Genomic DNA, 23,877 nt, shown 5'->3' on the forward strand with positions numbered 1-23,877 from the left:
GTGCTCCGCCTTCGCTGCGCACTCCCGATCACGCACCGCGCCCCCAAACGAAAGTGCTGATGTCCTTATATGAAAGAAGATTGGCTTCGCTCGAAACCGACTTGCAACAAAGCGCGGCCTGGGCGGCATGATCTGGTTACAGGCTCGCGGCACAGTCATCCCAACGAGAACAGCCGGCGCCAACGAAAATGAGCATCAAATCGACCACCCTGTCCTGGCTCTTCAGGATAAGCATCGCCGCATTTGTCGTCGGCGGCATCGGCACAGTAGCCGGCACCCCGATGACGAAACTGGCGGTGATGAATTCGGGTGAGATTTCGACGCTGCATGCCGCGCTGTTCATAGCCTTGGTCTGGATTGTCTCCAGTCTGCGCATCAACCGTCTCAGGGCCCTCTGGCGGGTCGGCCTCGGGTTGAAGTGGATGCGCGGCCCCTCCGGCAACTTGCTGCCGAGAGGACCGAAGGCCCGCGTCGCAACGGGGGGCTCCGTGGGCGACGCGGGCACTTCGGGTTTATCCTGAAGCACCCGCGGTTCTGATTTTTGGGGACAACCGATGAAGACGAAATCTGCAGCCTCCGTGCTTTCGGTACTGCTCTATGCACAAGGCCTGCTCGGCTTTGCCGGTCTCGCCACGGTTCTCCTGAAGGACCGCGCGCATGCCGCCAGCGAAATCGTAGTCGCCAGCGAATTGCCGTCGGGACCATCGCTTCTGGTGGTGCGCTGACGCCTATGCATGGCGCCCGAGATTGCGCAGCTTTTTTGGGCGAGCCGAGGAACAATCCAGCCTCCCGACCCTCAGTCGGCGCGCTGCGTCGGCGGGTCGAACCGGTAGCCTGCGCCGCGTATAGTTGTGATGGTTTCGGTGTCGAGCTTGCGGCGCAGCCGCACGATGCGCGAATCGATCGAGCGGTCGAAGGCATCGGCATTTTCGGCGGGCGCCGCCGCAATGATGTCGTCGCGCGTCAGCACCTTGCGCGGGCTGGCCAGAAACAGCCTGAGCAGCGCCACCTGGCCCGGCGACAGCTGTTCTTCCGTACCCGAACGGTGCATGACGATGGCCGACCGCAAATCGACGGTGGCATTTTCCAGCACGATCATTTCCTGGGCGGACCTGCCGCGCCGCGTCAGCAGGCCGCCGATGCGCGCGGCAAGCTCCCTGACATTGAGCGGACTTTCGACGACATCTGCGGCGCCAAGCTCGAGCGCCAGCACCTTGTCGACCAGATCGGCCGGCCGGCAGATCAGGATGAAATCCGGCCCCGCCTTCCCGTCCGCGCTCTGGCCGCCGCCATAACGCCTGAGCAGGTCCCGCCCTTCCGCCTGGCTGAGGCTGTCGCCGACGATGACGATATCGATGCCTCCGGCCGAAAGCAGGGATTCAGCTTCCCAGGGCTGCCGCGCCTCGCGCACGTCATGGCCGCGCCGGTCGAGATGATCGGCAAGATCGCCGGCCACCACATCGGCGACGGAAACCAGCGCGATGACGGATCGTGCAGCCATGTTTTTCTTCCCGTTCCCCCGCAACCGGATATGAGTGCTGGACATCATGTTTATACCCAATCTACTTTCCGCTGAAAGCGGGAGCGAGGCCATAGTGCGGGCACGGATTGTCATCGTCGAGGACGAGCCCGATCTCCGGGACGCGGTAGCCGAGTATCTCGGCGCCAACGGCTACGATGTGACCCAGGCCGGAAGCGCGGCCGAGGCGCGCGCCTTGCTGGAGACGGAATCGTTTCATTTGGCCATTCTCGACATCGCCATGCCGGGCGAGGACGGACTGTCGCTCGGCCGCTGGCTGCGCTCGAAAATACCGGTCGGCATCATCTATGCCACGGCTGCCGGCACCGCACTCGACCGCATTGTCGGGCTGGAGCTTGGCGCCGACGACTACATCGTCAAGCCCTACGAGTTGCGTGAGGTGCTGGCTCGTGTGCGCAGCGTGCTGCGCCGCGTTCCGCAGCCGAGCCCGCCCCAGGCGGCGAAGACACAAGCCGATGGCGGCCGCCGCCTGACCTTCGGCCCGTTCCAGGCCGACCTCGACGGCAGGCTTGTCACCGGCGCCAACGGCGCCGTCATCGACATGGCCAAGAGCGAGTTCGATGTGCTGGAGGTTTTCCTGACCCGCGCCAACCGGCTGTTGACGCGATCGGCGATCTCCGAGGCGATTGGTTTTGTTGAGGATCCTGAATCGTCGCGCGCCGTCGACATTCGCATCATGCGGCTGCGCAAGAAGATCGAAACCGATCCGGCCAATCCGAAATTTTTGCGCACAGTGCGCGGCGAAGGCTATATCTTCTCGCTGCCGACCGGTGACGGGCACTAGAGCAATTACAGGAAAAGTGTACGCGGTTTTCCGCCCGGAATTGCGTAAAAACAAAGAGATAGAGGCTTCTCCGTTTCCGTGAAACGGTGAAACGCTCTAGCAATTCCAGGAACAGTGCGTAGCGATTTCCGTTCGGGATTGCATTGAAACATGGAGCGTTTCACCTTTTTCGTGAAATGCTCCATAGCTGCCTAATTCGACGGCCCTTTACTGATGGCTGACATGACCGCTGAACCAGCACCACGTATGGACCCGCAAGGCGCTCGCCAGAGCGCCGCGATGGCGGCTGTGCGCGTCGTCCGCCGGTTGCGCGATGCCGGCGACTGGCAGCGCGAGATGGAAACCATCCTCGAAACGCTCTGCAGCGCCATGAATTGCCAGCGCGGCATCCTGTTCAGGCTGCGCGAATTGCCCGGCCAGGGCTTCGCCCAATCGGTCGCCGCCTACTGGATCGATCCTCGCTTCGGCGGCGAACTGGCTTCGCCGACGGTGATCATGCAGTCGATCGTCGATACCGATCCGCTGCTGGAGCGGATTGGAGAGGACGAGCGGCAAGGCAAGATCTTCGCCGGCCATACGCGCGATCTCGACGGGTTCCTCAGGGCCGATTTCGAAAAGCAGCACATCAAGTCGTTCCTGTCGGTATCGGTGTTCGCGCACGGTCATCTGTGGGGCACGTTCGCGGTCAATGACTGCCTAAACGAGCGCGAATGGACCGAAGAGGAAGAGGCGACGATGCACATCATCGCGCTCGCCATCGGCGACGCCATCGAGCACTCGCCGTCCGACGCCCATGCCAGCGAAGTCATCCGCCGCACCATGCTGCAGGCGTCGCTCGACGCCATCATCGTCATCGACGAGACCGGCTCGATCATCGAATTCAATCCGGCCGCCGAAAAGATGTTCGGCTATCAGCGCAGCGACATCCTCGGCAAGGACCTGCTCGATACCGTGGTGCCGGAATATTACCGCAAGGGCTATGTCTCGGGCGCCGAATACATGTCTGGCCGCGGCGCGCCGATGGTTGGCCAGCGGCTTGAGACCGTGACACAGAATGCGGCCGGCGAGGTGTTTCCCATCGAATTGACGGCGACCGAGATGCGGGTGGCCGACCGTCAGCTCATCTTCGGTTCGATCCGCGACCTGCGCGATAAGCTGCGCGCCGAAGAAGAGATCAACCGCCAGCGCGAAAAACTGCACCAGAACGAGAAGATGGCGGCAATGGGTTCGTTGCTGGCCGGTGTTTCGCACGAGCTCAACAACCCGCTCGCCGTGGTCGTTGCTCAGTCGACGCTGCTGCATGAATTCGCCACCGACCCGCAGACCAAGGTTCGCGCCGAGAAAGTGCGCGCCGCTGCCGAGCGCTGCGGCCGCATCGTCAAAAGCTTCCTGTCGATGGTGCGCCTGCATCCGGCGGCGCAGGCCGAGACCGATCTCAACCAGGTGATCCGCGCCGCACTCGAAGTGACCGCCTATGGCGCACGCTCGAGCGGCATCATCATCGACACCGATTTCGCGCCCGGCCCGCTGCTGGCGATGGCCGATGCCGACCACGTCACGCAGGTGGCCGCCAATTTCCTGATCAACAGCCAACACGCTCTGGCCGGTATCGGCGGCGACCGCCTGATCAAGGTGCGGACATTCCGCAGCGATCGCGGCAACCCCGGGTTTTCGGTCGAGGACAACGGACCGGGCATTCCCGAGGCGATCCGCAGCCGCATCTTCGAATCCTATTTCACCACCAAGCCGGTCGGCGTCGGCACCGGCATCGGCCTGTCGATCTCGAAATCGATCGTCGAGCGCCACAACGGCAATATCTGGTTCGAGGAGGTGCCGCCGCGCGGCGCGCGCTTCGTCGTCCAGCTGCCGGTAATCACCGGCGGCGCGGCAGCAGCCGGCGACAGCCCGGCTCGTTCCAGCGGCTTGCGCCATGCGCTGATCATCGACGACGAACCCGACGTCGCCGGCTCCCTCTCCGACATCCTGGAACTGATGGGTATCAAGTCGCGGGTTGTGCCGGCCTGGACGTCGGCGGCGGCGACCTTGACCGGCCACATGCCGCCAGACATCGTCTTTTCCGACTTGCGCATGCCCGGCACCAGCGGCATTGCCATCTACCGCGAATTGCTCGCCGACAACCTGGCGCTCGCCAAACGCTTCGTGCTGGTCACCGGCGACCTGATCGGCGCCAAGGCCGAGATCGAAGCCTTGCCGGCGCCGCAGCGCCCGCAAATCCTGGAAAAGCCGTTCTCGACGCTGGACGTCCGCGGCGTACTCTCGGCAATAGCCGACCAGGTCGCCGCCGCCGGCTAAGTTTTCCGAAGCACCCATGTAGGGTCTATCGAGATTCGGGTCAGGCGGAGTCGAGAATGGTGGTTCCCGAGAACCGGAGCGGAGCGTACTTGAAGTACGCGAGCACCGGAAGCGCAGGGAACCTCCATGCGCAGGCCGGCCTCACCCGAATGTCGATAGGCCCTAAAAAAGAGGCTCCCGACCGAGGGAAGCGGCGGGAGCCAAGAACGAGCGCGGGAGGAAGCGCTCGGGAGGTTCAGAAAACGTTGGGTGTCGTGGTCAGCGGCGCTGCGTTGGCGATCATGCGGACGGCACGCGCCTTGTGCACGCCGGACTGGGCGGCGATGACGCGCAGGCACTCCGCGCTCTCGGCGCCCCAGGCTTGGCCCTGGCAGGCAAAATCGATTTCCGGCTCCGGCAGCCGGGCGGTCTTGATGGTGGTCGGCGCGCCCTGGACGACATTGGCCGGCGGGTTGAGCGAAGCGAAGGCCGGACCGGAAGCCGGGGTCAGGAACATGACGGCCAGAGCGCAGGCGCCCAGCATGGAGAACATCGCAACCGGATGGTCGCTGGCGCGCTGACGCAGTGCCGGTTTGGCGCGTCGTTCGTTGCTAGTGATCTCGACTTTCGTATGCATTGCTGCTCCCCTTCGTTTTATTATGAAACGAACCTAAGCGCGCCTGGTAACGGGCGAATGATGCGCTTGGCTTGCCCGCGTAACAGGTTTGAAACAAGAAATTCGGGCATATCCGGACAGATCCGGTCATGTGCCGACGGCAAGATGCGTTTGCGAAGCTGTTTCATGCGGGCAATCAAATGTTGACGACAGGCGGGCCGCGAACGCACCAAGCCCGCTTCCTGTCGGCCGCACTATGAACAAGCTCACACTGCGGATCGAATTTGCGGACGCCAGGTATTTTCGTCTCGGAGCGGGCCGTGTTTTGAAGCTCGGCACGGCCAAATCCGCATGCCGGACAACTATTTCACGCCCCCCGGTTAACGCCCGGATATTCCGGGATTTTCTGGCTTTCAGCTGGTCCTGTTGTGCCGACTTGAAAAGTTGAGATTTCTACAAACCATTGCATTTCAATGTAAAATATGGTTTTATTGAATGAGTATTCAATAAAAGAAGAGCTTTTTTATGAACCCGCATCTCCGTGACGTGGCGATCCCCAATGATTGGGACCGGCGGGGTCTGCCGGGCTGGAGTTATCACTCCGACGCGCTTCTCGAACTTGAGAAGGAATACGTCTTCCGCAACCATTGGCAGATCGCCGGCCATGTCTGCGACGTGCCGAATGCCGGCGACTATCTGACTATGGACGTGGTCGGCGAGCGGGCGCTCATCGTGCGCGGCAAGGACGGCGTCGTGCGCGCCTTCAACAACATGTGCCGGCATCGCGGCAGCCGCGTCGTCGCCGACAGCCAGGGCACCTGCAAGAACGCGCTGGTCTGCCCGTTCCATGGCTGGGTCTACAATCTCGACGGCACGCTGCGCGGCGCCGCCCGGCCGCGCTCCTTCCCCGAGCTCGACAAGACCGAATTCGGCCTGATGCCGCTCGACCTTGAGATATGGATGGGCTTCATCTTTGTCCGCTTTCGCAAGGGCGGCCCGCAGCCTTCGGTGGCCGAACTGTTGAAGCCGATCGAGGCCGAGATGGCACACTACAACGTGGCCGAGATGGTGCCGTCCTGGGGCATCTGGACACAGAAGACGCCGGTCAACTGGAAGTCGGTGCGCGACGTCGACAATGAAGGCTACCACGTCGCCATGGCGCATCCGGCGCTGCAGGATCTCTACGGCTCGACCTATTTCGACGAGCCGTTCATCAACGGCGTGTCGCGCTCCTTCGCCACCTACAGTCCGCATGCCGGCCGGCGCTGGAGCGTGCGCGAATACATCAAGCTCACGCCCGATGCCTCACACCTGCCGGAGCATCTGCGCAGGGCCTGGATCTATTACGGCATCTTCCCCAACAACGCGCTGTCGATCATGCCGGAATCGGTGCAGTTCTATCAGGAGTTCCCGCTGTCGACCGGCGAGACGCTGCTGCGCGGCGCCATCTACCGCTACCCCGACGAGACCCGGGAACAGGCGGCCGCCCGCTATCTCGCCTACCGCATCGACCGGGACACCATGAACGAGGACGTGCAGCTTTCCGTGTGGTCGAACGAGTCCATGATCTCGGAGGCCTTCGAGGGTTTTTATCTCTCCGACCTCGAATACGGTGTGCGCACCCACCACGACCATCTGCGTAAGCAGATCCCGGTGCTGGGCCTGGAGACGGCGCCGGAGGAGAAGGACATGTGGAACCTCAATGAGGCTATGCGCTCGCAGGTGTAGGGGCGGAACTGCCAGTCACCCCTGCCACACGCCCTCTTTGCGCAGATCATCCATGGTCCGCGAAATGCCTTCGCGCAGGATCGCCACCATGTCGTCGATCTGCTCTCGCGTGATGATCAGCGGCGGCGACATCACGCACATGTTGATCAGCGGCCGGACCAGGAGGCCGAGTTCGTGGCAATGCGCGTCGATGCGCTTGCCGACATCCTTGTCGAGCTGCAGCGGATCCTTGCTTTCGCGGTCGGCTACGCACTCGACGCAGCCCATCAGGCCCATGCCGCGGACTTCGCCAACCAGCGGCAGCTCCTCCAGCGTCTTCAACTGCGCCTGGAAATAGGGCGCGACATCGCGCGTGTGGGCAAGCACGCTGTCTTCCAGGATATCGAGGTTCTTCAGCGCCACCGCGCAGCCGATGGGATGACTGGTATAGGTCAGGCCATGGCCGAACATCGCATCGGGATGGTTGGAACGGCGCATTTCCTGAAGCAGCCGCTCCGAGATGATGACGCCGCCAAGCGGGAAATAGCCTGATGTGACGCCCTTGGCGAAGGTGATCATGTCGGGGTCGATGCCGAACACGTCGCCGGAGGCAAAGACATGGCCGAGCCGCCCGAAGCCGGTCACCACCTCATCGGAGATATAGAGGATATCGTTGTCCCTGCAGATTTCGCGAATGCGCTTGAGATAGCCATCCGGCGGCACGACGACGCCGCCGGATGCCTGCACCGGTTCGCCGACGAAAGCACCGATCTTCTCTGCGCCGACGCGGGCGACCGCATCGCGAAACTGATCGACCAGGAAATCGCAGAAGGCGGCGATGTCAATGCCTTTCGGCCGCCGGAACGGGTCTGGCGAGGACAGTTTGACGACCAGATCGTCGGCGCCGTCCATCCAGTCGCGGTCGCGCGGCCGGCCGTTGAGCGAGGCCGACAGATAGGTCGAGCCGTGATAGGCGCCGCCGCGGCTGAGGATCAGCTTCTTTTCCGGCCGCCCGCGCACATTGTTGTAGAACTGCATGAAGCGCAGCGCCGTCTCGACAGCCGACGATCCGCCGGTGGTGAAGAAGGTATGGCTGAGACCGCCCGGCGCATGATCGGCGAGGCGCTTGGCGAGCTCGGCCGACGGCGCATTCATCGTATACCAGGGCGTGTTGTAGGACAGCATCATCGCCTGGTCGTACATCACCCTGGCCAGCTCCTCGCGGCGGTGGCCGACATTGATGCACCACATGCCGGCCGGCCCGTCGATCAGTCGCTTGCCTGTTACATCGGTGATGTAGATGCCATCGCCCTCGCCAATCAGCGCACGCGCTTCATTGCCGACCGAGCCGGCATAAGGCCAGGGCTGGATGAGATGGCGCTTGGCCAGCTCGACCGCATCGCCACCGTCAGCCATTTCCATCGCTCTTAGGTCTCTTGCAGCCGCCATCATTGCCTCGCATCGTCTGAGCGTAATTTCACCGGACAGAAAGCGAAGCGCCAAGGGCAGGAAAGCCGGCTTTCTTCACTTCATTTTGAATGTCCGTTCAATCAATATTACAGAAATAGCGCTTGATTTCAATGCACGGATGCGCTCATGATGAAAGAAAGCCGGCAAGCTTGGAGCGCAACCAGCAAAGCGCGCTCCGCAAAAATTGGGAACAGGCAGCCGGCCCGGTCGATGGGAGCATCATGGCGGAACAGTTCGAGCCAGCAACCGAGATCACGCCCGGGTCGCTGCAATGACGGTAGCTGCCGAAGGGGTGCCCACGCGGCGCATGACGCGAGCAAGGCGAAACGCCCTTCTGCAGTCCGAGTCCGTCCAGGGCCTTGCCCTGATCAGCCCGACCTTGGTCTACGCTTTGATCCTGCTGCTCGTGCCGATCCTGGTGGTCTTCGCCCACTCCTTCTGGACGCAGAACTACCTCACCATCGACCATACATTCACGCTGGAGAATTATCGCATCGCGCTGACCGAGCCGATCTACCGCGATCTGCTCTGGCGCTCGCTCTACATTTCGCTGACGGTGAGCTTTTTCACCGTCATCCTCGCCTATCCGATCGCCTATTTCATTTCGTTCCATGGCGGCCGCCACAAGAGCCTGTGGCTGTTCCTGATCACCATCCCGTTCTGGACCAGCTATCTCCTGCGCGTGATGTCATGGAAAGTCATCCTCGGCTATAATGGCGTGCTGAATTCCGGCCTGATGGGCCTCGGCATCATCGACGAACCATCGACCGCGCTACTCTACAATTCCAGCGCGGTCATCATCACGCTCACACACGCCTGGGCGGCCTTCGCCATCCTGCCGATCTTCGTTTCGCTCGAGAAGGTCGACCGCACCTTGGTCGAGGCTGCCACCGATCTTGGCGACGGCCCGCTGCGCTCCTTCCTGCGCGTGACGCTGCCGCTGTCGGCGCCGGGCGTCATCTCGGCCGCTCTCATCGTCATGATCCCCACCGTCGGCGACTACGTCACCCCAAGGCTGGTCGGCGGCAAGGATGGCGTGATGATCGCCAATGCCATCGAGTCGCAGTTCCATAAGGCCTCCAACTGGCCACTCGGCGCGGCACTGTCCGTGACCACCATGCTGGTCGTGACGCTGATGGCGGGCGCCACCGTGCTCATCATCCGCGCGCTGCAGAGGCTGGCGCGATGACAGCGAGGCGGCGCCTTTTCCCCGGCGGCTGGCTGTCCGCCTACGCCCTCCTCTACGTCGTCTTTCTCTATCTGCCGGTGATCTTCCTGCCGATCTTCTCGATCAACACCGCGCCGACGCCAAAATTTCCTCTCACCGGCTATACGCTGAAATGGTACCAAGACCTGCCGAAGACGCCGGCGCTGCTTGACGCCGCCTGGAACAGCCTGATCGTCGGTATCTCGGCATCGGTGCTGGCGACGCTGCTCGGCATCCTCGCCGCCCGCTCGATCACCCGCTACCGCTATCCCGGCCGCCGCACAATCAATGGCCTGATCATGGCGCCGCTGGTGCTGCCGGAAATCATCCTCGCCATCTCCATGCTGCTGGTCATGCTGCAACTGGGCTTGAGCCTTTCGCTGTTCACCGTCGTACTCGGCCATGTCCTGATCTGCATTCCCTATTCGATGACGGTGCTGACCGCCGGTTTCGAGGGCTTCGACCGCAGCCTCGAAGAAGCCTCCGCCGATCTCGGCGAGAGTGCCTTCGGCACCTTCCGGCGGGTGACGCTGCCGATGGTGGCGCCGGCGATCATTTCCAGCCTCCTGGTCTGCTTCACCATCTCGCTCGACGAGTTCGTCATCGCTTTCTTCCTGACCGGCACCGAGACGACGCTGCCGATCTATATCTGGGGCCAGTTGCGCTTTGCCGCCAAGCTGCCGGGTGTGTTGGCGCTGGGCACGCTGCTGCTGGTTGCCTCTTTCGTTTTGATGACCGTTGCCGAGATCCTGCGCCGCCATGCGGCCAGACGCACCCAGAGCGAGGGAGGCCTCTATGCCTGAGCAGTCCCGGGCCGAACGGCCTCAGGATGAACCATCCAAGCAAGATAAGTCCGAGCGGGCCCAATCTGATCGACCCCAAACCGACCGAGCAATGATCGAAATCCGCAGCGTTACCCGCAGCTATGGGGCGTTCAAGGCGCTCGACGACGCCTCGCTGACCATCAAGGAGGGCGAATTCTTTTCGCTGCTCGGCCCTTCCGGCTGCGGCAAGACTACGCTGCTGCGCATGATTGCCGGTTTCGACAACCCGACCAGCGGCTCGATCTCGGTCGGCGGCCAGTCGATGGAAGGCATCCCCGCCAACCGCCGGCCGACCAACATGGTATTCCAGAGTTATGCCATCTTCCCGCATCTCAATGTCGAGCAGAATGTCGCCTATGGGCTGAAACGGCTCAGGCTGGGAGGAACGGAAGAAAAGCGCCGCGTCGAGGAAGGGCTGGCGCAGGTGTCGCTCACCGGCCTCGGCAAACGCCTCGCCACCGAGCTTTCCGGCGGCCAGCGCCAGCGCGTGGCGCTCGCCCGCGCCTTGGTGATGCGGCCCAAGGTGCTGCTGCTCGACGAGCCGCTGTCGGCTCTCGACAAGAAATTGCGCGAGCAGATGCAGGTCGAACTGCGCCGCCTGCAGCAGGCGGTCGGCATCACCTTCGTGCTGGTCACCCATGACCAGTATGAGGCGCTCGCTATGTCCGACCGCATCGCCGTAATGTTCCGCGGCAAGATCGCCCAGGTCGCCTCGCCCAAGGAAATCTACCAGCGGCCGGTCAACCGCCAGGTCGCCGATTTCCTCGGCGGCATGAATTTCGTAAAAGCGCAGATTATAGAGGAGAATGCCGCCTCGCTGGTCGTCGACACGCTGGGCTTCGGCCGCGTCAGGACCGACAAGCCGAAGGCCTTCATGCGCAATGGCGGCGGCGCCACTCTGGGCATCAGGCCGGAGCGATTGCGCGTGCTGTGGGACAATGCGACGGCGAAATTCGAAGTGGCCGGCAAGGTGGTCGAACGCCACTATTTTGGCGAGATCACCCATCTCATCGTCGAGATACCCGGATTGGAAAAGCCACTGTCGGTCACCGAGACCAACGACTTCGGCGCCGACGATATCCCCGTCGGCACTTCGATCCGCCTCGGCTACGATCCGGAGGCCTTGGTGGCGATGGCGGACTGAGCATGATCCCGAAAAGTGGAAACCGGTTTTCGGAATAAGATCATGCTCCACTAAGAATTTTAAGTTCCGTCGCGATCTGTTTGGCTGCGATCCGCCCCATCACGATGGCGCCTTCGACATAACCCGGGAATGACGGCGACAGTTCCGACGATGCGAAATGAACAGGATCTGCGCCGGCACGGATCGTGCGCTCGGCATCCCTTGCCGTCACATCGACAATAAGGTCGCTGTAGGCGCCGCCGCTCCAGCGGTCATCGATCCAGTCGCGCTGGCTGAAATCGATAATATCGGCCGCCTCCGGGCCAAGGGCATCAACGAGCCTTGCCGTGACCTCCGCACGCAGCGCCGCGTCCGCGAGCGGACGCCAACGCAACGCCAGTGGTCCGCCGACGAAGACGACCAGCGCGGCATGTTGCGCATCCTTGCTGGCGTCACAGGCGAACAGGCCCGGCAGGTCGCGCCACATCACCATGCCGCACAGGTCGCGCTCGCGCCAGAACGGCGTGGGATAGCGCACCAGGATCTTGATCACCGCACCGCTTTCCCAGACGCCGAGCGCCTTTGCGAGAGCCGGCGGCAGAGCGGGCGCGAAATCCAGCTTCGCGGCCGTCGCCGGCGGCAGCGCGACCAGCACTTTTCGCGCTTCGATGGAGTTGCTCGCCGAGACGGCACGAACCCGTTGCGGCCCGTGCTCGATGCGCGTAACCGGTTCGTTCAGCCAAACCCTGTCGCCGAGATCTCCCGCCATGTCGTCGGCCAGCGACTGCATGGTTTCGAGCAGCGAATACTGCAGCTCCGGCACCTCGTTGGTGATGCGGCGGTCATTGTCGATGAGGTACCACAGCGGCACCTTGTGCATCGCCAAGCACCACAGGCCTTCGATCATCGAGCGGAAAGCCGTCTTGGCGTCAGTGGGATCATGCTGGCGTTCGAGCCAGGCGGCAGCGCTCATGCCGGCGATCGAGGGATCGTCCGGCTCGATCGCATTCATCCGCTCGCGGATTGCCATCGCGCCATGATAGGTCCGTTCGGCCTCTTCGACCGACAGCGATGGATGGGTGATGAAATCGCCATTCACATAGGTTTCGACGAAGGCCTTGCCACGGGACGCGGCCAGCGCCGTCACCTCCGGCATGTCTTCGCAGAAAAACTGGCCGCCGCTGTCGATGCGCTCGCCAAGCCCGTTGCGAATAGCCTCGACCCTGCCGCCGACGCGGTCGCGTGCCTCGAGCAGCACGACATTGATGCCGGCCTTTCTCAGCTCAAGCGCAGCCGACAGGCCGGTGAAACCGGCGCCGACGATGACGACATCGGTTCTTTCAGTCCTGTCGCTCAATAGCCGGCCTTGATCTTCTCGAATTCCGTGACCATGCGCTGCTTGAGCTCAGGCGGCACCGGCTGCTGGAACAGCGTCTTGTCCAAGAACTTGTCGAGATTGTCGAAGCCACGGTCGCTCAGCACCTGATGGTCGATCGCGGCCATCCCGGCGCTGTTGCCGTGGCCGTAGCCGAAGGTCTTGACCAAGTAATCGGACACGGCATGCGCGTTGACCGCACTGAGGAAATCATAGGCCTGATCGAGCTTGCCCGGCGCGTCCTTCATCAGCACATAGCCGCACACCCAGGTGGATATGCCTTCCCTGGTGTCGCGGTTCATGGCGATCGGCATGCCTTGGCCCTTGAGCGTCACGAAGGTCTCATTCCAGCCCCAGACGAGGTCGACCTCATTGCCGGTAAAGGCCTGGTTGAGGTCGGTGTCGTCGGTCCAGTAAAAGCGGATGTTCTTGTGGACGTCACGCAGGAAGGCGGACGCCTCCTGGAACTGCGCGTCGGTCATCTTGGTCCAGTCCTTGAGGCCGATGACCAGGCTGGCCAGCGCATAGGCGTCATCGACATTGTCGCCGATGGTGACGCGGCCCTTGAATTTGGGATCGGCGAAAATCTTCAGCGACTGCGCTTCCTCCGCCGTGACCTTGTCGGTGCGGTAGAGCAGCGAAGTGTTGCCCCAGTCGAACGGCATGAACCAGGCCTTGCCGTCGGCGGTGACGGCGAGATCCTTCATCGCCATGATGCCGGGATTGAGATCCTTCCAGCCGGCGATCCGGGAGGTGTCGAGCGGTTGCAGAATGCCGGCCGCGCGCCACTTGGTCACGCTTTGCGAGCAGGGGTGGGCGATGTCGGCCTTGAAGCCGGCGCGCATCTTCTGGAACGCTTCCTCCTCGTCGCCGAAGAAAGCAAAGGTCGGCTCGGCGCCGTATTTGGCGGTGTAGTCGGGGTGCAGCAACGGATCTTCATAGCCTGACCAGTCGAACACGACGAGGTCGCCGCCGCCTTCGGCATAAGCAAGCACGGCGCCGGCGCCGACTGTAAGAGCAGCGGCAAGGGCGAGGCGGCGAAGCATGGAATTCATGGCGCGAAACTCCTCATCGCGAAAAGCGGCCGGGCGACGTTACGGAATTTCAGCGGCCTTGGCGAGACCGTCTGCCCGGCGCACTGACAGGCAGACGGAGGAGGCCGGACAGAGCTTTAGTAGCCTGCCTTGATCTTCTCGAATTCGGCGATCATCTTGAGCTTGAGCGACGACGGCACGGGCGATTGGAACAGGGTCTTGTCGACGAATTTCTGCACGTCGTCATAGCCCTTTTCTTTCAGGATCGCCGGGTCGACGCCGGCCATGCCCTTGGCGTTGGCCTGGCCATAACCCCAGTCCTTGACCAGCACCTTGGCGGTCTCGGGATCGTTGATCGCGTTGAGGTAGTCATAGGCCTTGTCGACATTGCCGGGTGCGTCCTTGAACAGCACGTAGCCGCAGACCCAGGTCGAGATGCCTTCGTCCGTATCCTTCTTGGACTTGATCGGCACACCGGCAGCGACGGATTGTACCGTGGCATCGTTCCATGCCCAGGCGAGATCGACCTCGCCGCCGCTCAGCAACTGCACGACGTCGGTGGTATCGGTCCAGTAGGAGCGGACATTTTTGTGCACCTGACGCAGGAAGTCGGAAGCCTGCTTGAACTGGTTGTCCGTCATCTTGGTCCAGTCCTTAAGCCCGATGGCAAGGCTGGCCAGCGCATAGGCGTCGTCGACATTGTCGCCGATTGAGACCCGCCCCTTGAACTTGGGATCGGCGAAGGCCTTCAGCGACTGCACATCCTTCGCGTCGATCTTGTCGGAGTTGTAGGTGAGCTGGGTGTTGCCCCAGTCCCACGGCATGAACCAGGCCTTGCCGTCCGAAGTGGTGGCCAGATCCTTCATCGCCATGATGCCGGGATTGAGATCCTTCCAGCCGGTGATCTTCGAGGTGTCGAGCGGCTGCAGCAGCCCCGCCTCACGCCACTTTGTCACGCTCTGCGAGCAGGGATGGCCAAGATCGGCCTTGAAACCGGAGCGCACTTTCTCGAAGGCTTCGTCCTCGTCGCCGAAGAAGGCGAAGGTCGGCGAGTCGCCGTTCTTCTCGACATATTTGGGGTGGAAGCTCGGGTCCTCATAGCCGGACCAGTCGAACACGATCAGGTCCTTGTCGGCGGCGACCGCAATCGCCGCGGCCGAACCAGCCAGCGTCGCCGTCAGCGCCAATGTCAGTGTCAGGCGTCGGGTTATTCTTTTCATGCTGTTCCATCCTCTTTGTCATTGCATTGCCGACTCGACTGGCCGGCTTCTGGTTATCCGTAGTGCTTGGGAAAGGCGGCCGACAGGAATTCGTTTGCCGCCTGCAGCGCGCTCTCACGGGTGACGTCCTCGGTCCCCATCATCAGCCGCAGCCACAAGCCCTCCAGCATGGCGCTGAGCGCGAGCGCCATGACCTGCGGCTCATAGGCGTAACCACCGCCCTGCTTGAGCGTGGCACAGAGGTCGATGAAGATCTTCTGGTAGGCCGCGTCGCGCGCGCCGCACAGCGCCTGGTAGGTCGGCCGCGACTTGGCCTCGCCCCAGAACGCGCACCACGCCGCGAGCTTGCGCTTGTTGCAGATCGAACGGTCGAAATCGGCGGCGACCAGCGCCCGCAGCTGCCGGGCTGGATCCTCGCCGGCCTTGGTCAGCGCGACGCGCCAATGCGCCGCATATTCGTCGGCCATATAGGCCAGCGTGGCGACGAGCAGCTTCTCCTTGCTCTCGAAATGGAAGTTGACGATGCCGCGCGACAGGCCGGCGCCGTCAGCGACATCGGCCATCGTCGTTTCCGAATAACCGCGCTTGGCCAGCGAATCGATGGTCGCTTCGATCAGCTGCTGTTGCCTGACCTCCTTCGACGCCTTGCGGCCGCGTTTTTCCGGCTCGGTTTTTCCAGACGTGTCGGAGGATCGCTCTTCGCGCGCTGCAGCTTTCATCGGTGCCGTCATGCTCCACATTGCCGGCTATCCCACCACAGCCGGCTTCCACCCGCGAAGATGAGTGGGACGGTGCTCGCCACTGTCAAGCACCTTCTGCATGGCTTCCCAGGTCTTCATGTTCTTGTCGACATAGGCCGCTCCGACCGTGACTGCCGCCGTCTCGTAGAGCGGGCCTTTCAGCCTTTCCAGCTCGCCGCGTGCGACCTCGCGGTACCAAGAATTGCGGTCCTTCACAGTGACATCGGCAAAGCCGGCGCTGCGCATCGCTTGCGCATAGCGTGCCGGCGAGGCCATGGCGAAGGACAGGCCTTCGGCCGCGACATAGGCCTTCATCTCAGATGACGGCTCGCCGTCATGGCCGATCAGCCAGTCGGAGGCGGCAAGGACGCCGCCCGGCTTCAGCACGCGGAAGATTTCCGCAAACAGCGCGTCCTTGTCGGACACGTGCACCAGCGCATCCTTGGAGAAGACGACATCGAACGAAGCGTCGGCAAAAGGCAGCGGCCCCGGCGGCGCCTGGACGAAGCTGGCGCGGTCTGAAAGCCCTCGTGCAGCGGCATGCTTTCTGGCCGCCTCGATCACCGGCCGCTCGATGTCGAAGTCGGTGGCATGAGCAGCACCGTGGCGCTCCACCAGATGCAGCGCGATGCCGCCGGAGCCGCAGCCGATGTCGAGGATCGTCTTGCCCCTGAGCGACAGCCCTTCGACCACCCGGTCGACCTCGTCTGGTCCGCCCCGGCGACAGATAGCCCTCGCCCCACGCGCCTCGAGGAAGCGGATCGCGGCGTCGTCATATTCCGGCTCGCCATCTGCCGTTTCGATCATCAGACCTTAAGTCCCGTCAGCCGAATTGCGCAGGTTCGAATGCCGGCAAAGCGTAGCGTATTAACAGGAAAACGCAATATCATTTGTTGAACATTCATTCAGAATGGCTGGACAGAATAGCCGCTGCCGTGCCAAATTCCGCGCATTCGGCGACAAATCACGCGAAAATGAAGGGTCGAGCACCATGAAGGCTGGGCGCGAATGAAAGCTTGGGATGCGATCGTCATCGGCGGCGGACACAACGGCCTGGTCAACGCCTGCTATTTGCAACGCGCCGGGCTCGACGTGCTGGTGGTGGAAAAGAACGACTGGGTCGGCGGCGCCGCCACCAGCCGCGAGCTGACGCCGGGCTTCCTCTACTCCAACTGCTCCTATGTCTGCTCGCTGTTTCGCCCCGAGATCATGCGCGACCTCGAACTGCCGCGTTTCGGCTTGCAGGTTATTTCCTATGAAGGCGGCGCCGTGTTCACCCGCGACGGCGACTACCTCGCCAACTACCGTGACCACGATGCGCACCGGCGCGAATTCGCCCGCTTCTCCAGGCGCGACGCGGAGGCCTATGACCGCTATTCGCGCGACGTGACGCGGCAGTGCCGTTTCATCCAGCCGCTGCTGATGCGCACCGCACCGGACCCGGCCAGTCTCAAGCCGCGCGACCTCGGAGAGCTTCTCTATCTCGGCAAGAAGTTCGTCGGCCTGTCATCAGAAGAAATGGCGCTGACGCTGCGCTTCTGGACCATGTCGATCTCGGAATTCCTCGACGAATATTTTGAGACCGATGTCATCAAGGCGAACTTCGCTTTGTCCGGCATTATCGGTACCGCGCTCGGGCCGATGTCGCCCGGCACAGCCTACGTGCTGCTGCACCATTATATGGGTGAGGTCGACGGCTCGGTCGGCGCCTGGGGCTATGCGCGCGGCGGCATGGGCGCCGTCACCAAGGCGCTCGCCGCTTCATTCAAGGCGTCCGGCGGCGCTATCCGCACCGGCGCCGAGGTCGACCATGTGCTGGTGAGCCGAGGCAAGGCCAAGGGCGTGGTGCTGGCCGGCGGCGAGGAGGTCTACGGCAAGCTCGTCGTCTCCAACGCCGACGTCAAACGCACATTCCTGAAACTGGTCGAGGAGAAGGAACTGCCCGACATTTTCCTGCGGCGGGTCAGGAACTTCAAGATCCGCGGCTCCTCCGGCAAGGTCAACATCGCGCTGGATTCTCTGCCGGAATTCCCGGCACTGCCGAAGGATTCACCCGTTTATCGCGGCGACATGCATTTCACCGATTCCATGGAGCGCATGGAGCGCGCCTATGACGACTGGAAGGCCGGTCGCTGGTCGGCCGACCCATTCCTCGACATGGTCATCCCAACGACGCTCGACCCGACCATGGCGCCGCCGGGCAAGCATTTCATGAGCTGCTTCGTGCAGTACGCACCGCCCAAGGTGAACGGCCGCGACTGGACCGATGCCGACCGCGACGGTTTCGCCGAAAGCGTAGTTGCGCAGATCGCCGAATACTCGCCAGGCTTCCGCGACCGCATCGTCCATATGGAGGTGCGCACGCCGCGCGAGATCGAAGCCGAGGTCGGCCTCACCGAAGGCAACATTTTCCAGGGCGAGCTGACCTTCGACCAGTTGCTGTTCAACCGGCCGGTGCCGGGCTACGCACAATACCGCTCGCCGGTCGGCGGGCTCTATATGTGCGGCTCCTCGACACATCCCGGCGGCGGCGTCATGGGCGCACCCGGCCGCAATGCGGCAGCCGAGATCCTGCGCGACCTCGCCAAATCGACCTCCCATATGAGCCCGGCCCATGACGTCATTTGATGCCATCATCATAGGCGGCGGCCATAACGGCCTTGTCGCTGCCGCCACTCTGGCGAAAGCCGGCCGCAAGGTGCTGGTGCTGGAAGCGGCCGGCGATGTCGGCGGCGCGGCGCGCACCGAAGAGTTTGCGCCAGGTTTTCGGGTCTCCTCGATCGCGCATGTGCTGAACCGCCTGCACCCCGACGTGGTGAAGACATTGGAGCTGGAGAAACACGGGCTGCAGGTCACCCGCGCAGACTTCATTCCGTCGGTCGCCTTGGCGAGGGACGGCCCGCCGCTTGTCCTGCATGGCGCCTATGGCGAAGTGCTGACCGGCTCCACTCCGTCCGAGCAGTCCGCCTGGAAGGAATTGCGCGCGCAACTCATGCGCTATGCCGGCATCCTGAAACCGTTCCTGTCGCGGCGCCCGCCCGATCTCGGTGGCATGTCGCTGCTTGAAACCGCAGCGCTCGGCCAGACGGCCGTGGCGCTGAAAAAGCTCGGCAAGGAAGACATGCGCGATTTCCTGCGGGTGCTCCTGTTGAACGTCGCCGACCTGCTCGACGAACAGCTTGCCGATCTCAGGCTGAAGGGCCTGCTTGCCTTCGACGCCACGCTTGGCAGCCACCTCGGCCCGCGTTCGCCGACCTCGCTGCTTGGCCTCTATTACCGGCTGGCCGGCGAGACTGACGGTGCGGCCGGGGCACAGATGCTGCCGAAAGGTGGTATGGGTGCGGTCGTTGCCGCCATTCGCGCGGCGGCGGAGAAAGCCGGCGTCACCATCCGCACGGCAGCGCCCGTGGCCAGAATAGTCGTCGAGAAAGGGCGCGCCCTCGGCGTGACCCTCGACGGCGGCGAGGTGCTGCACGCCAGAACGATCGTCTCCGCCATCAACCCGGCGACGACCATGCTCGATCTCGTCGGCCCGCGCGAGATCGACACGGGTTTCGTGCGCAAGGTAAAGAACATCCGCATGAGGGGCGACGCGGCGAAGCTCCATCTGGCGCTCGAACGGCAACCGCAATTTTCCGGCGTCGGCGCCGATAATCACAAGGGCCGTCTGGTCATCGCGCCCTCGGCCGACCATGTCGAGCGCGCCTTCAACCCGTCAAAATATGGCGAGTTCTCAGCCGAACCGGTGATGGAGATCACACTGCCGTCGCTCTCCGACCCGTCGCTCGCGCCAAGCGGCGCCTGCGTGCTGTCGGCGATCGTGCAATACGCGCCTTATGCGCTGAAAGAGGGTTGGGATGCCGGCAAGCCGAAATTCCTCAAGGCTGTTATGGCGCAGCTCGAAGCGTACGCCCCCGGTATCGGCAAGTCCGTGCTGCATGCCGAGCTTTTGACGCCAGCCGATATCGAAGCCAATTGCCGCATGCCGGGCGGCCATTGGCACCACGGCGAATTGCAGGCCGACCAGATGTTGATGTCGCGGCCCGTCTCCGGCTGGTCGGGCTACGACACGCCGATCGAGGGGCTGTTCCTGGCCGGCGCCGGTTCGCATCCGGGCGGCGGCGTTTCGGGTGCTCCCGGTTTGAATGCGGCGCGGCGCATCATCGCGATGAAGGGATGATCGGATGTTTCAGCCAGTCAACGCCGCACTTTACGGCGAAGGAATGCCGTCATGACGAGTCCGATCAACAACGCCGCCCGCACCACAGCGCAGTCGCATTTCCGCACACTGCGTCTCGGCACGCCGTTCCAGCCGCGCATCGATGCGCTGGCCAAAACTCAGGACTGGTACAATTGGGCCGGCTATCGCGCGCCGCGTTCGCTGTGGGACGAGGAACTCGAATATTTCGCCATCCGCAGCCAGGCGGCTTTGTTCGACATCTCGCCGATGACCAAATACCGCATCGAGGGGCCGGATGCCGAAGCCTTCCTCGATCGCGTCACGCTGCGCGATGTCACCAAGCTGAAACCGGGCCGCGTCCACTACACCGCATGGTGCGACGACGAAGGTTTTGTCCTCGATGACGGCACGCTGTTCCGGCTGTCGCCGACCCGCTTCCGCCTGTGTTCGCAGGAGCGGCACCTGCCCTGGCTGCTCGACAGCGCCATCGGTTTCGAAGTGACCGTCGAAGAAGAGACTGAAAGCGTCGCTGGTCTCGCTCTGCAAGGCCCAACCTCCTTCGCCGTGCTGCGCGAGGCCGGCTTTGCCGGCGTTGAAAAACTCAAAGTGTTCGATCTCGCCGAGTTCCCGCACGATGGCGGCACTATCACCATCTCGCGCACCGGCTTCACCGGCGATCTCGGCTACGAACTGTTCGTGCCGGCCGAAAAAGCGCTCAGCCTCTGGGACCGCCTGATGACGGCAGGCGAACTGCGCGGCATCCGCGCCATCGGCTACGCCGCCCTCAACCGCGCCCGGCTGGAAGCCGGCCTCATCGTCGCCAATGCCGACTTCACCACCGCCGAGCATGCCATTCGCGCCGACCGTCTGCGCATGCCGGACGAGATCGGTCTCGGCTTTATGGTCGATTTGGGAAAAGGCCATTTCAATGGCCGCCGCGCCATGCTCGAAGCGCGCGCCAAACGCAAGCTGCGCCATGTGCTGGTCGGGCTGGAGATCGAAGGCAACATCCCGGCCGAACACGCCATCGTCTACCACAAGAAGCATCAGGAGGTCGGGCTGGTCAGCGCCGCCATGTGGTCGCCGATGGCCAAGCGCAATATCGCCATCGCCTCGCTGACGCGTCCCTATGGTGATAGGATGGTCGAAGACCTCTGGGTCGAGATCTACGCAATGCGCGAGTTGCAGTACCAGAAGCTGATGAAGCGGGCCAAGGTGGTGGCCCGTCCTTTCATCAAGCTCGACCGCCGCACCGCCAATCCGCCAGCGGATTTCTGATCATGGCCGACGAACCGGATGATGAGACGGAAGCCGCCGAACAGTGGCAGCTGGTCAACACGCCGCTCGGCGAAAAATGGTCGGGTCGTACCCGCTATGCCGCCGCCATGTACTTCTACAAGCGCGGTGAAATGAGCGCCGAGACGCTCGAAGTCTACCGCATCTGCGCGCGGCTGGACTGGGAGAACCCGCTGCCGATGATCAGGGATCGCGGCGGCCAGGATTGGCTGAAGCGCATGGGCGCTTAAGCCTCAGCCTATGGTTCTTTCGAGAACGTTCAGCCAGTTGCGATAGGCGATCTTCTCGATCAGCGCGCGTCCGAAGCCGCGCGCGGCCAGCGCATCTACCAGCTTTGGCAGACCGGCAACGTCGCCGATGACCGCCGGGATCATGGCGCCGTCGAAATCGGAGCCGAGACCGACGCCGTCCTCGCCCAGCGCCTGCAGCAGCGAGTCGACATGGCGCACCATGATGTCGAGGCTGGTGTCCGAGTTCATCCGTCCGTCTTCACGCAGGAAGCCGGTTGCGAAGTTGAGCCCGACCATGCCGCCGGTCTCGCGGATAGCGCCGAGCTGCCAGTCCGTCAGGTTGCGCGAATGGGTGCACAGCGCATGCACGTTCGAATGGGTGGCGACCAGCGGCGCATCGCTGAGTGCGGCGACATCGCGAAAGCCCTTTTCGTTGAGATGCGACAGGTCGACCATGATCTTGAGCTGATTGCAGGCCTTGATCAGCGCCTTGCCGGCATCGGTCAGCCCCGGTCCGGTATCGGGCGACGACGGAAAGCGGAACGGGACGCCGTGGCCGAAGGCGTTGGGTCGGCTCCAGACAATGCCGAGCGAGCGCAGGCCGGCTTCGTAGAGCACGTCGAGCAAGGTAAGTTCGGGATCGATCGCCTCGACGCCTTCGATGTGAAACACCGCCGCGATGGAACCTTTCGCCATCGCCTCGCGAATGTCACCGGCACTGCGGCAGACGGTCAGAGCCCCCGCTCGCTCCAGCCGAAACAGGATCGAGGCCATGCCGATGGTGGAATTGAGCGCATCAGCGCGCGGCAGTTCCGGCGGCAACGGCTCATTGTCGCTCGGCGCCGGCGGCACCGCAGAGCGTTTGCTCTTCTCGACCGGCGGTGGAAAGATCGCGAACATGCCGCCGGCAAAGCCGCCCTTCTTGGCGCGCGGCAGATCTATATGACCGCCCTGCGTCCCCTCGATGAACAGCTTTTCGACGTCTGTGTCTTTCGACTGGTACAGTCGCAGCAGCGTGTCGTTGTGGCCGTCGAAGACGGGGACGAGATCGGGTTCGGTCATCAGGAAGCCATTCGGTCAATTGGCAGGAGCGGACGAACCGCGGCGAACTGTGTACTTAGGCAAGAAGGCCGAACTGCGCAAATGCCAGAGAGGCGTTCGCTCTTGTGGCTGAGCGGCTCCGACCACCTGCCGGGTCCCCGCTGCTTCGCAGCGTCCCGGCGTTCGCCGGCCTTTCATCGTGCCACCGGCACGATGAATTCGCCTTCGGCGACCGGCAACTCACCCCACAAGGGGAGAAGGGAAAAAGGTCTATTGCTTCAGCACATCCGCCCATTCCGGATGGCGGCGGAACTGGGCGTTGGCGAAGGGGCAGAGCGGGATGATCTTCTTGCCCACTGCCCGCGCGTCCTCGACGGCGCGTGTGACGAGCCGAAGGCCGGCGCCCTGGCCGCGAAACACGTCCGGCACTTCGGTGTGATCGATGATGATCTGGTGCTCGCCGACCTTGGTGAAGGTCATCTCCGCCTCGGCGTCGCCGGGCCCGCGCAGGACATAACGTCCCTTCGAGCCGCGGTCCTCGAGTTCGATCTCAGGCAATTCGTCAGGCATCGCTTGCTCCTTCAACCGGCGCATCGGCAAAAAGCCGCCTCGCCGCTTCGATCTCGTTTGGCCGAATTTCGTGGCCGCCATCGTGCCACTCCACTGTGACATCGGCGCCATCGGCACGCAAATAGGCTTCCAGCCGCGACGTCAGGTTGGGCGGGCAGATCGGGTCGCGCTTGCCGGCGGTGACCAGGATGCGGCGTCCGGCAAGGCTGCCCTGCACCTGCGGTTCGAACGGGATCAGCGGGTGCATCAGCACCGCCGCATCGAACAGCTCGGGCGCGGCGAACATTACGGACGCCAGGATGTTGGCGCCGTTGGAATAGCCGAGACCCAAGACCGAAGATGGCCTTGCCGCTGCCACCTGCGCCTTGATGAAACCGGCCATCTTGCCGGTCGCCCGCGCGAGGTCGTCCATGTCGTAGACGCCCTCGCCGGTGCGGCGGAAGAAACGCGCCGCACCATGCTCGGAAACATCGCCGCGCGGCGATACGATCGTCGCCTGTGGCGCGAGGTCGCGCCCGAGCGACAGCAGCTGGCTCTCGTCCGCGCCGGTGCCGTGAAAGACGAAGAGCAGGGGGCCGCCGAGCGAACCCGGCAGCGCCTTATGGATGTAAGCTTCCTTGCTCATCGT

At 63.1% G+C, this 23,877-nt stretch carries 23 protein-coding genes; 12 read left to right on the forward strand and 11 right to left on the reverse strand.

The window, feature by feature from the left end:
* The first annotated feature begins 188 nt into the window (after nt 1-188).
* The gene (locus ACYG9Z_RS10805) at nt 189-521 is read left to right on the forward strand and encodes a hypothetical protein (protein ID WP_023670061.1); all 333 of its coding nucleotides are present in this window, start codon (nt 189-191) and stop codon (nt 519-521) included.
* 33 nt (nt 522-554) lie between these two features.
* Entirely contained in the window at nt 555-725 is a 171-nt protein-coding gene (locus ACYG9Z_RS10810; protein WP_023670062.1) for a hypothetical protein, read from the forward strand.
* Between the two features lie 71 nt (nt 726-796).
* Here ACYG9Z_RS10810 and ACYG9Z_RS10815 read toward each other — a convergent pair whose 3' ends face one another.
* Nucleotides 797-1,501, reverse strand: coding sequence for a response regulator transcription factor (locus tag ACYG9Z_RS10815; RefSeq protein WP_023751678.1), 705 nt, complete (start codon nt 1,499-1,501; stop codon nt 797-799).
* Between the two features lie 94 nt (nt 1,502-1,595).
* Here ACYG9Z_RS10815 and ACYG9Z_RS10820 point away from each other — a divergent pair, with 94 nt between their 5' ends.
* Nucleotides 1,596-2,324 carry a response regulator gene (locus tag ACYG9Z_RS10820; protein ID WP_023670064.1) on the forward strand — a complete coding sequence of 243 codons (729 nt, stop codon included), beginning with the start codon at nt 1,596-1,598 and terminating at the stop codon, nt 2,322-2,324.
* Between the two features lie 222 nt (nt 2,325-2,546).
* Entirely contained in the window at nt 2,547-4,637 is a 2,091-nt protein-coding gene (locus ACYG9Z_RS10825) for a hybrid sensor histidine kinase/response regulator (protein WP_023751677.1), read from the forward strand.
* Nucleotides 4,638-4,872: 235 nt separating this feature from the next.
* Here ACYG9Z_RS10825 and ACYG9Z_RS10830 read toward each other — a convergent pair whose 3' ends face one another.
* Nucleotides 4,873-5,253 (reverse strand): hypothetical protein, encoded by a 381-nt coding sequence (locus ACYG9Z_RS10830; RefSeq protein ID WP_023751676.1) that lies wholly within the window; start codon nt 5,251-5,253, stop codon nt 4,873-4,875.
* Between the two features lie 504 nt (nt 5,254-5,757).
* Here ACYG9Z_RS10830 and ACYG9Z_RS10835 point away from each other — a divergent pair.
* On the forward strand, nt 5,758-6,960 hold the full coding sequence (locus tag ACYG9Z_RS10835; RefSeq protein WP_023751675.1) for an aromatic ring-hydroxylating oxygenase subunit alpha: 1,203 nt from the start codon (nt 5,758-5,760) through the stop codon (nt 6,958-6,960).
* A gap of 15 nt (nt 6,961-6,975) precedes the next feature.
* Here the strand turns inward: ACYG9Z_RS10835 and ACYG9Z_RS10840 are convergent, their stop codons facing one another.
* Complete coding sequence (locus tag ACYG9Z_RS10840) at nt 6,976-8,388, reverse strand: aminotransferase (protein ID WP_023751674.1); 1,413 nt, start codon at nt 8,386-8,388, stop codon at nt 6,976-6,978.
* A gap of 292 nt (nt 8,389-8,680) precedes the next feature.
* Between ACYG9Z_RS10840 and ACYG9Z_RS10845 the strand changes: the two genes are divergently transcribed.
* The 3 genes from ACYG9Z_RS10845 to ACYG9Z_RS10855 all read left to right on the forward strand — a co-directional run bounded on the left by ACYG9Z_RS10845 (nt 8,681) and on the right by ACYG9Z_RS10855 (nt 11,584).
* Entirely contained in the window at nt 8,681-9,598 is a 918-nt protein-coding gene (locus ACYG9Z_RS10845) for an ABC transporter permease (RefSeq protein ID WP_023701363.1), read from the forward strand.
* Nucleotides 9,595-10,419 carry an ABC transporter permease gene (locus ACYG9Z_RS10850; RefSeq protein WP_023693704.1) on the forward strand — a complete coding sequence of 275 codons (825 nt, stop codon included), beginning with the start codon at nt 9,595-9,597 and terminating at the stop codon, nt 10,417-10,419. Before ACYG9Z_RS10845 ends, ACYG9Z_RS10850 begins: the two co-directional genes overlap by 4 nt.
* A 91-nt stretch (nt 10,420-10,510) precedes the next feature.
* Nucleotides 10,511-11,584: an ABC transporter ATP-binding protein gene (locus tag ACYG9Z_RS10855; RefSeq protein WP_023683949.1), complete on the forward strand. Its 1,074-nt coding sequence runs from the start codon at nt 10,511-10,513 to the stop codon at nt 11,582-11,584.
* 40 nt (nt 11,585-11,624) lie between these two features.
* Here the strand turns inward: ACYG9Z_RS10855 and ACYG9Z_RS10860 are convergent, their stop codons facing one another.
* From ACYG9Z_RS10860 to ACYG9Z_RS10880, 5 genes are all read right to left on the reverse strand, one after another.
* The gene (locus ACYG9Z_RS10860; RefSeq protein WP_023683950.1) at nt 11,625-12,920 is read right to left on the reverse strand and encodes a flavin monoamine oxidase family protein; all 1,296 of its coding nucleotides are present in this window, start codon (nt 12,918-12,920) and stop codon (nt 11,625-11,627) included.
* Complete coding sequence (locus tag ACYG9Z_RS10865) at nt 12,917-13,993, reverse strand: extracellular solute-binding protein (protein WP_023670074.1); 1,077 nt, start codon at nt 13,991-13,993, stop codon at nt 12,917-12,919. The genes ACYG9Z_RS10860 and ACYG9Z_RS10865 overlap by 4 nt, the downstream gene beginning before the upstream one ends.
* A gap of 116 nt (nt 13,994-14,109) precedes the next feature.
* On the reverse strand, nt 14,110-15,192 hold the full coding sequence (locus tag ACYG9Z_RS10870; protein WP_023748364.1) for an ABC transporter substrate-binding protein: 1,083 nt from the start codon (nt 15,190-15,192) through the stop codon (nt 14,110-14,112).
* A gap of 53 nt (nt 15,193-15,245) precedes the next feature.
* Entirely contained in the window at nt 15,246-15,911 is a 666-nt protein-coding gene (betI, locus tag ACYG9Z_RS10875; protein ID WP_023751673.1) for a transcriptional regulator BetI, read from the reverse strand.
* A 27-nt stretch (nt 15,912-15,938) separates the two neighbouring features.
* Nucleotides 15,939-16,739, reverse strand: coding sequence for a class I SAM-dependent methyltransferase (locus tag ACYG9Z_RS10880; RefSeq protein WP_023751672.1), 801 nt, complete (start codon nt 16,737-16,739; stop codon nt 15,939-15,941).
* A gap of 201 nt (nt 16,740-16,940) precedes the next feature.
* Between ACYG9Z_RS10880 and ACYG9Z_RS10885 the strand changes: the two genes are divergently transcribed.
* Genes ACYG9Z_RS10885 through ACYG9Z_RS10900 form a run of 4 tightly spaced genes read left to right on the forward strand, consistent with a single transcriptional unit; the run spans nt 16,941 to nt 21,638 of the window.
* The gene (locus tag ACYG9Z_RS10885; RefSeq protein WP_023670078.1) at nt 16,941-18,560 is read left to right on the forward strand and encodes a phytoene desaturase family protein; all 1,620 of its coding nucleotides are present in this window, start codon (nt 16,941-16,943) and stop codon (nt 18,558-18,560) included.
* A complete protein-coding gene (locus ACYG9Z_RS10890) occupies nt 18,547-20,112 on the forward strand; it encodes a phytoene desaturase family protein (protein WP_023751671.1) in 1,566 nt (521 codons plus the stop codon). The genes ACYG9Z_RS10885 and ACYG9Z_RS10890 overlap by 14 nt, the downstream gene beginning before the upstream one ends.
* A gap of 51 nt (nt 20,113-20,163) precedes the next feature.
* Nucleotides 20,164-21,390: an aminomethyltransferase family protein gene (locus ACYG9Z_RS10895; RefSeq protein WP_023701357.1), complete on the forward strand. Its 1,227-nt coding sequence runs from the start codon at nt 20,164-20,166 to the stop codon at nt 21,388-21,390.
* Between the two features lie 2 nt (nt 21,391-21,392).
* Nucleotides 21,393-21,638 (forward strand): hypothetical protein, encoded by a 246-nt coding sequence (locus ACYG9Z_RS10900; protein ID WP_023690115.1) that lies wholly within the window; start codon nt 21,393-21,395, stop codon nt 21,636-21,638.
* 3 nt (nt 21,639-21,641) lie between these two features.
* Here ACYG9Z_RS10900 and ACYG9Z_RS10905 read toward each other — a convergent pair whose 3' ends face one another.
* The 3 genes from ACYG9Z_RS10905 to ACYG9Z_RS10915 all read right to left on the reverse strand — a co-directional run bounded on the left by ACYG9Z_RS10905 (nt 21,642) and on the right by ACYG9Z_RS10915 (nt 23,874).
* Entirely contained in the window at nt 21,642-22,700 is a 1,059-nt protein-coding gene (locus tag ACYG9Z_RS10905; protein ID WP_023751670.1) for a dipeptidase, read from the reverse strand.
* A 249-nt stretch (nt 22,701-22,949) separates the two neighbouring features.
* Entirely contained in the window at nt 22,950-23,249 is a 300-nt protein-coding gene (locus ACYG9Z_RS10910) for a GNAT family N-acetyltransferase (RefSeq protein ID WP_023751669.1), read from the reverse strand.
* Nucleotides 23,242-23,874 carry an alpha/beta hydrolase gene (locus tag ACYG9Z_RS10915; RefSeq protein ID WP_023751668.1) on the reverse strand — a complete coding sequence of 211 codons (633 nt, stop codon included), beginning with the start codon at nt 23,872-23,874 and terminating at the stop codon, nt 23,242-23,244. Before ACYG9Z_RS10915 ends, ACYG9Z_RS10910 begins: the two co-directional genes overlap by 8 nt.
* Nucleotides 23,875-23,877 lie beyond the last annotated feature (3 nt).

This window comes from Mesorhizobium sp. RSR380A (assembly GCF_054719385.1).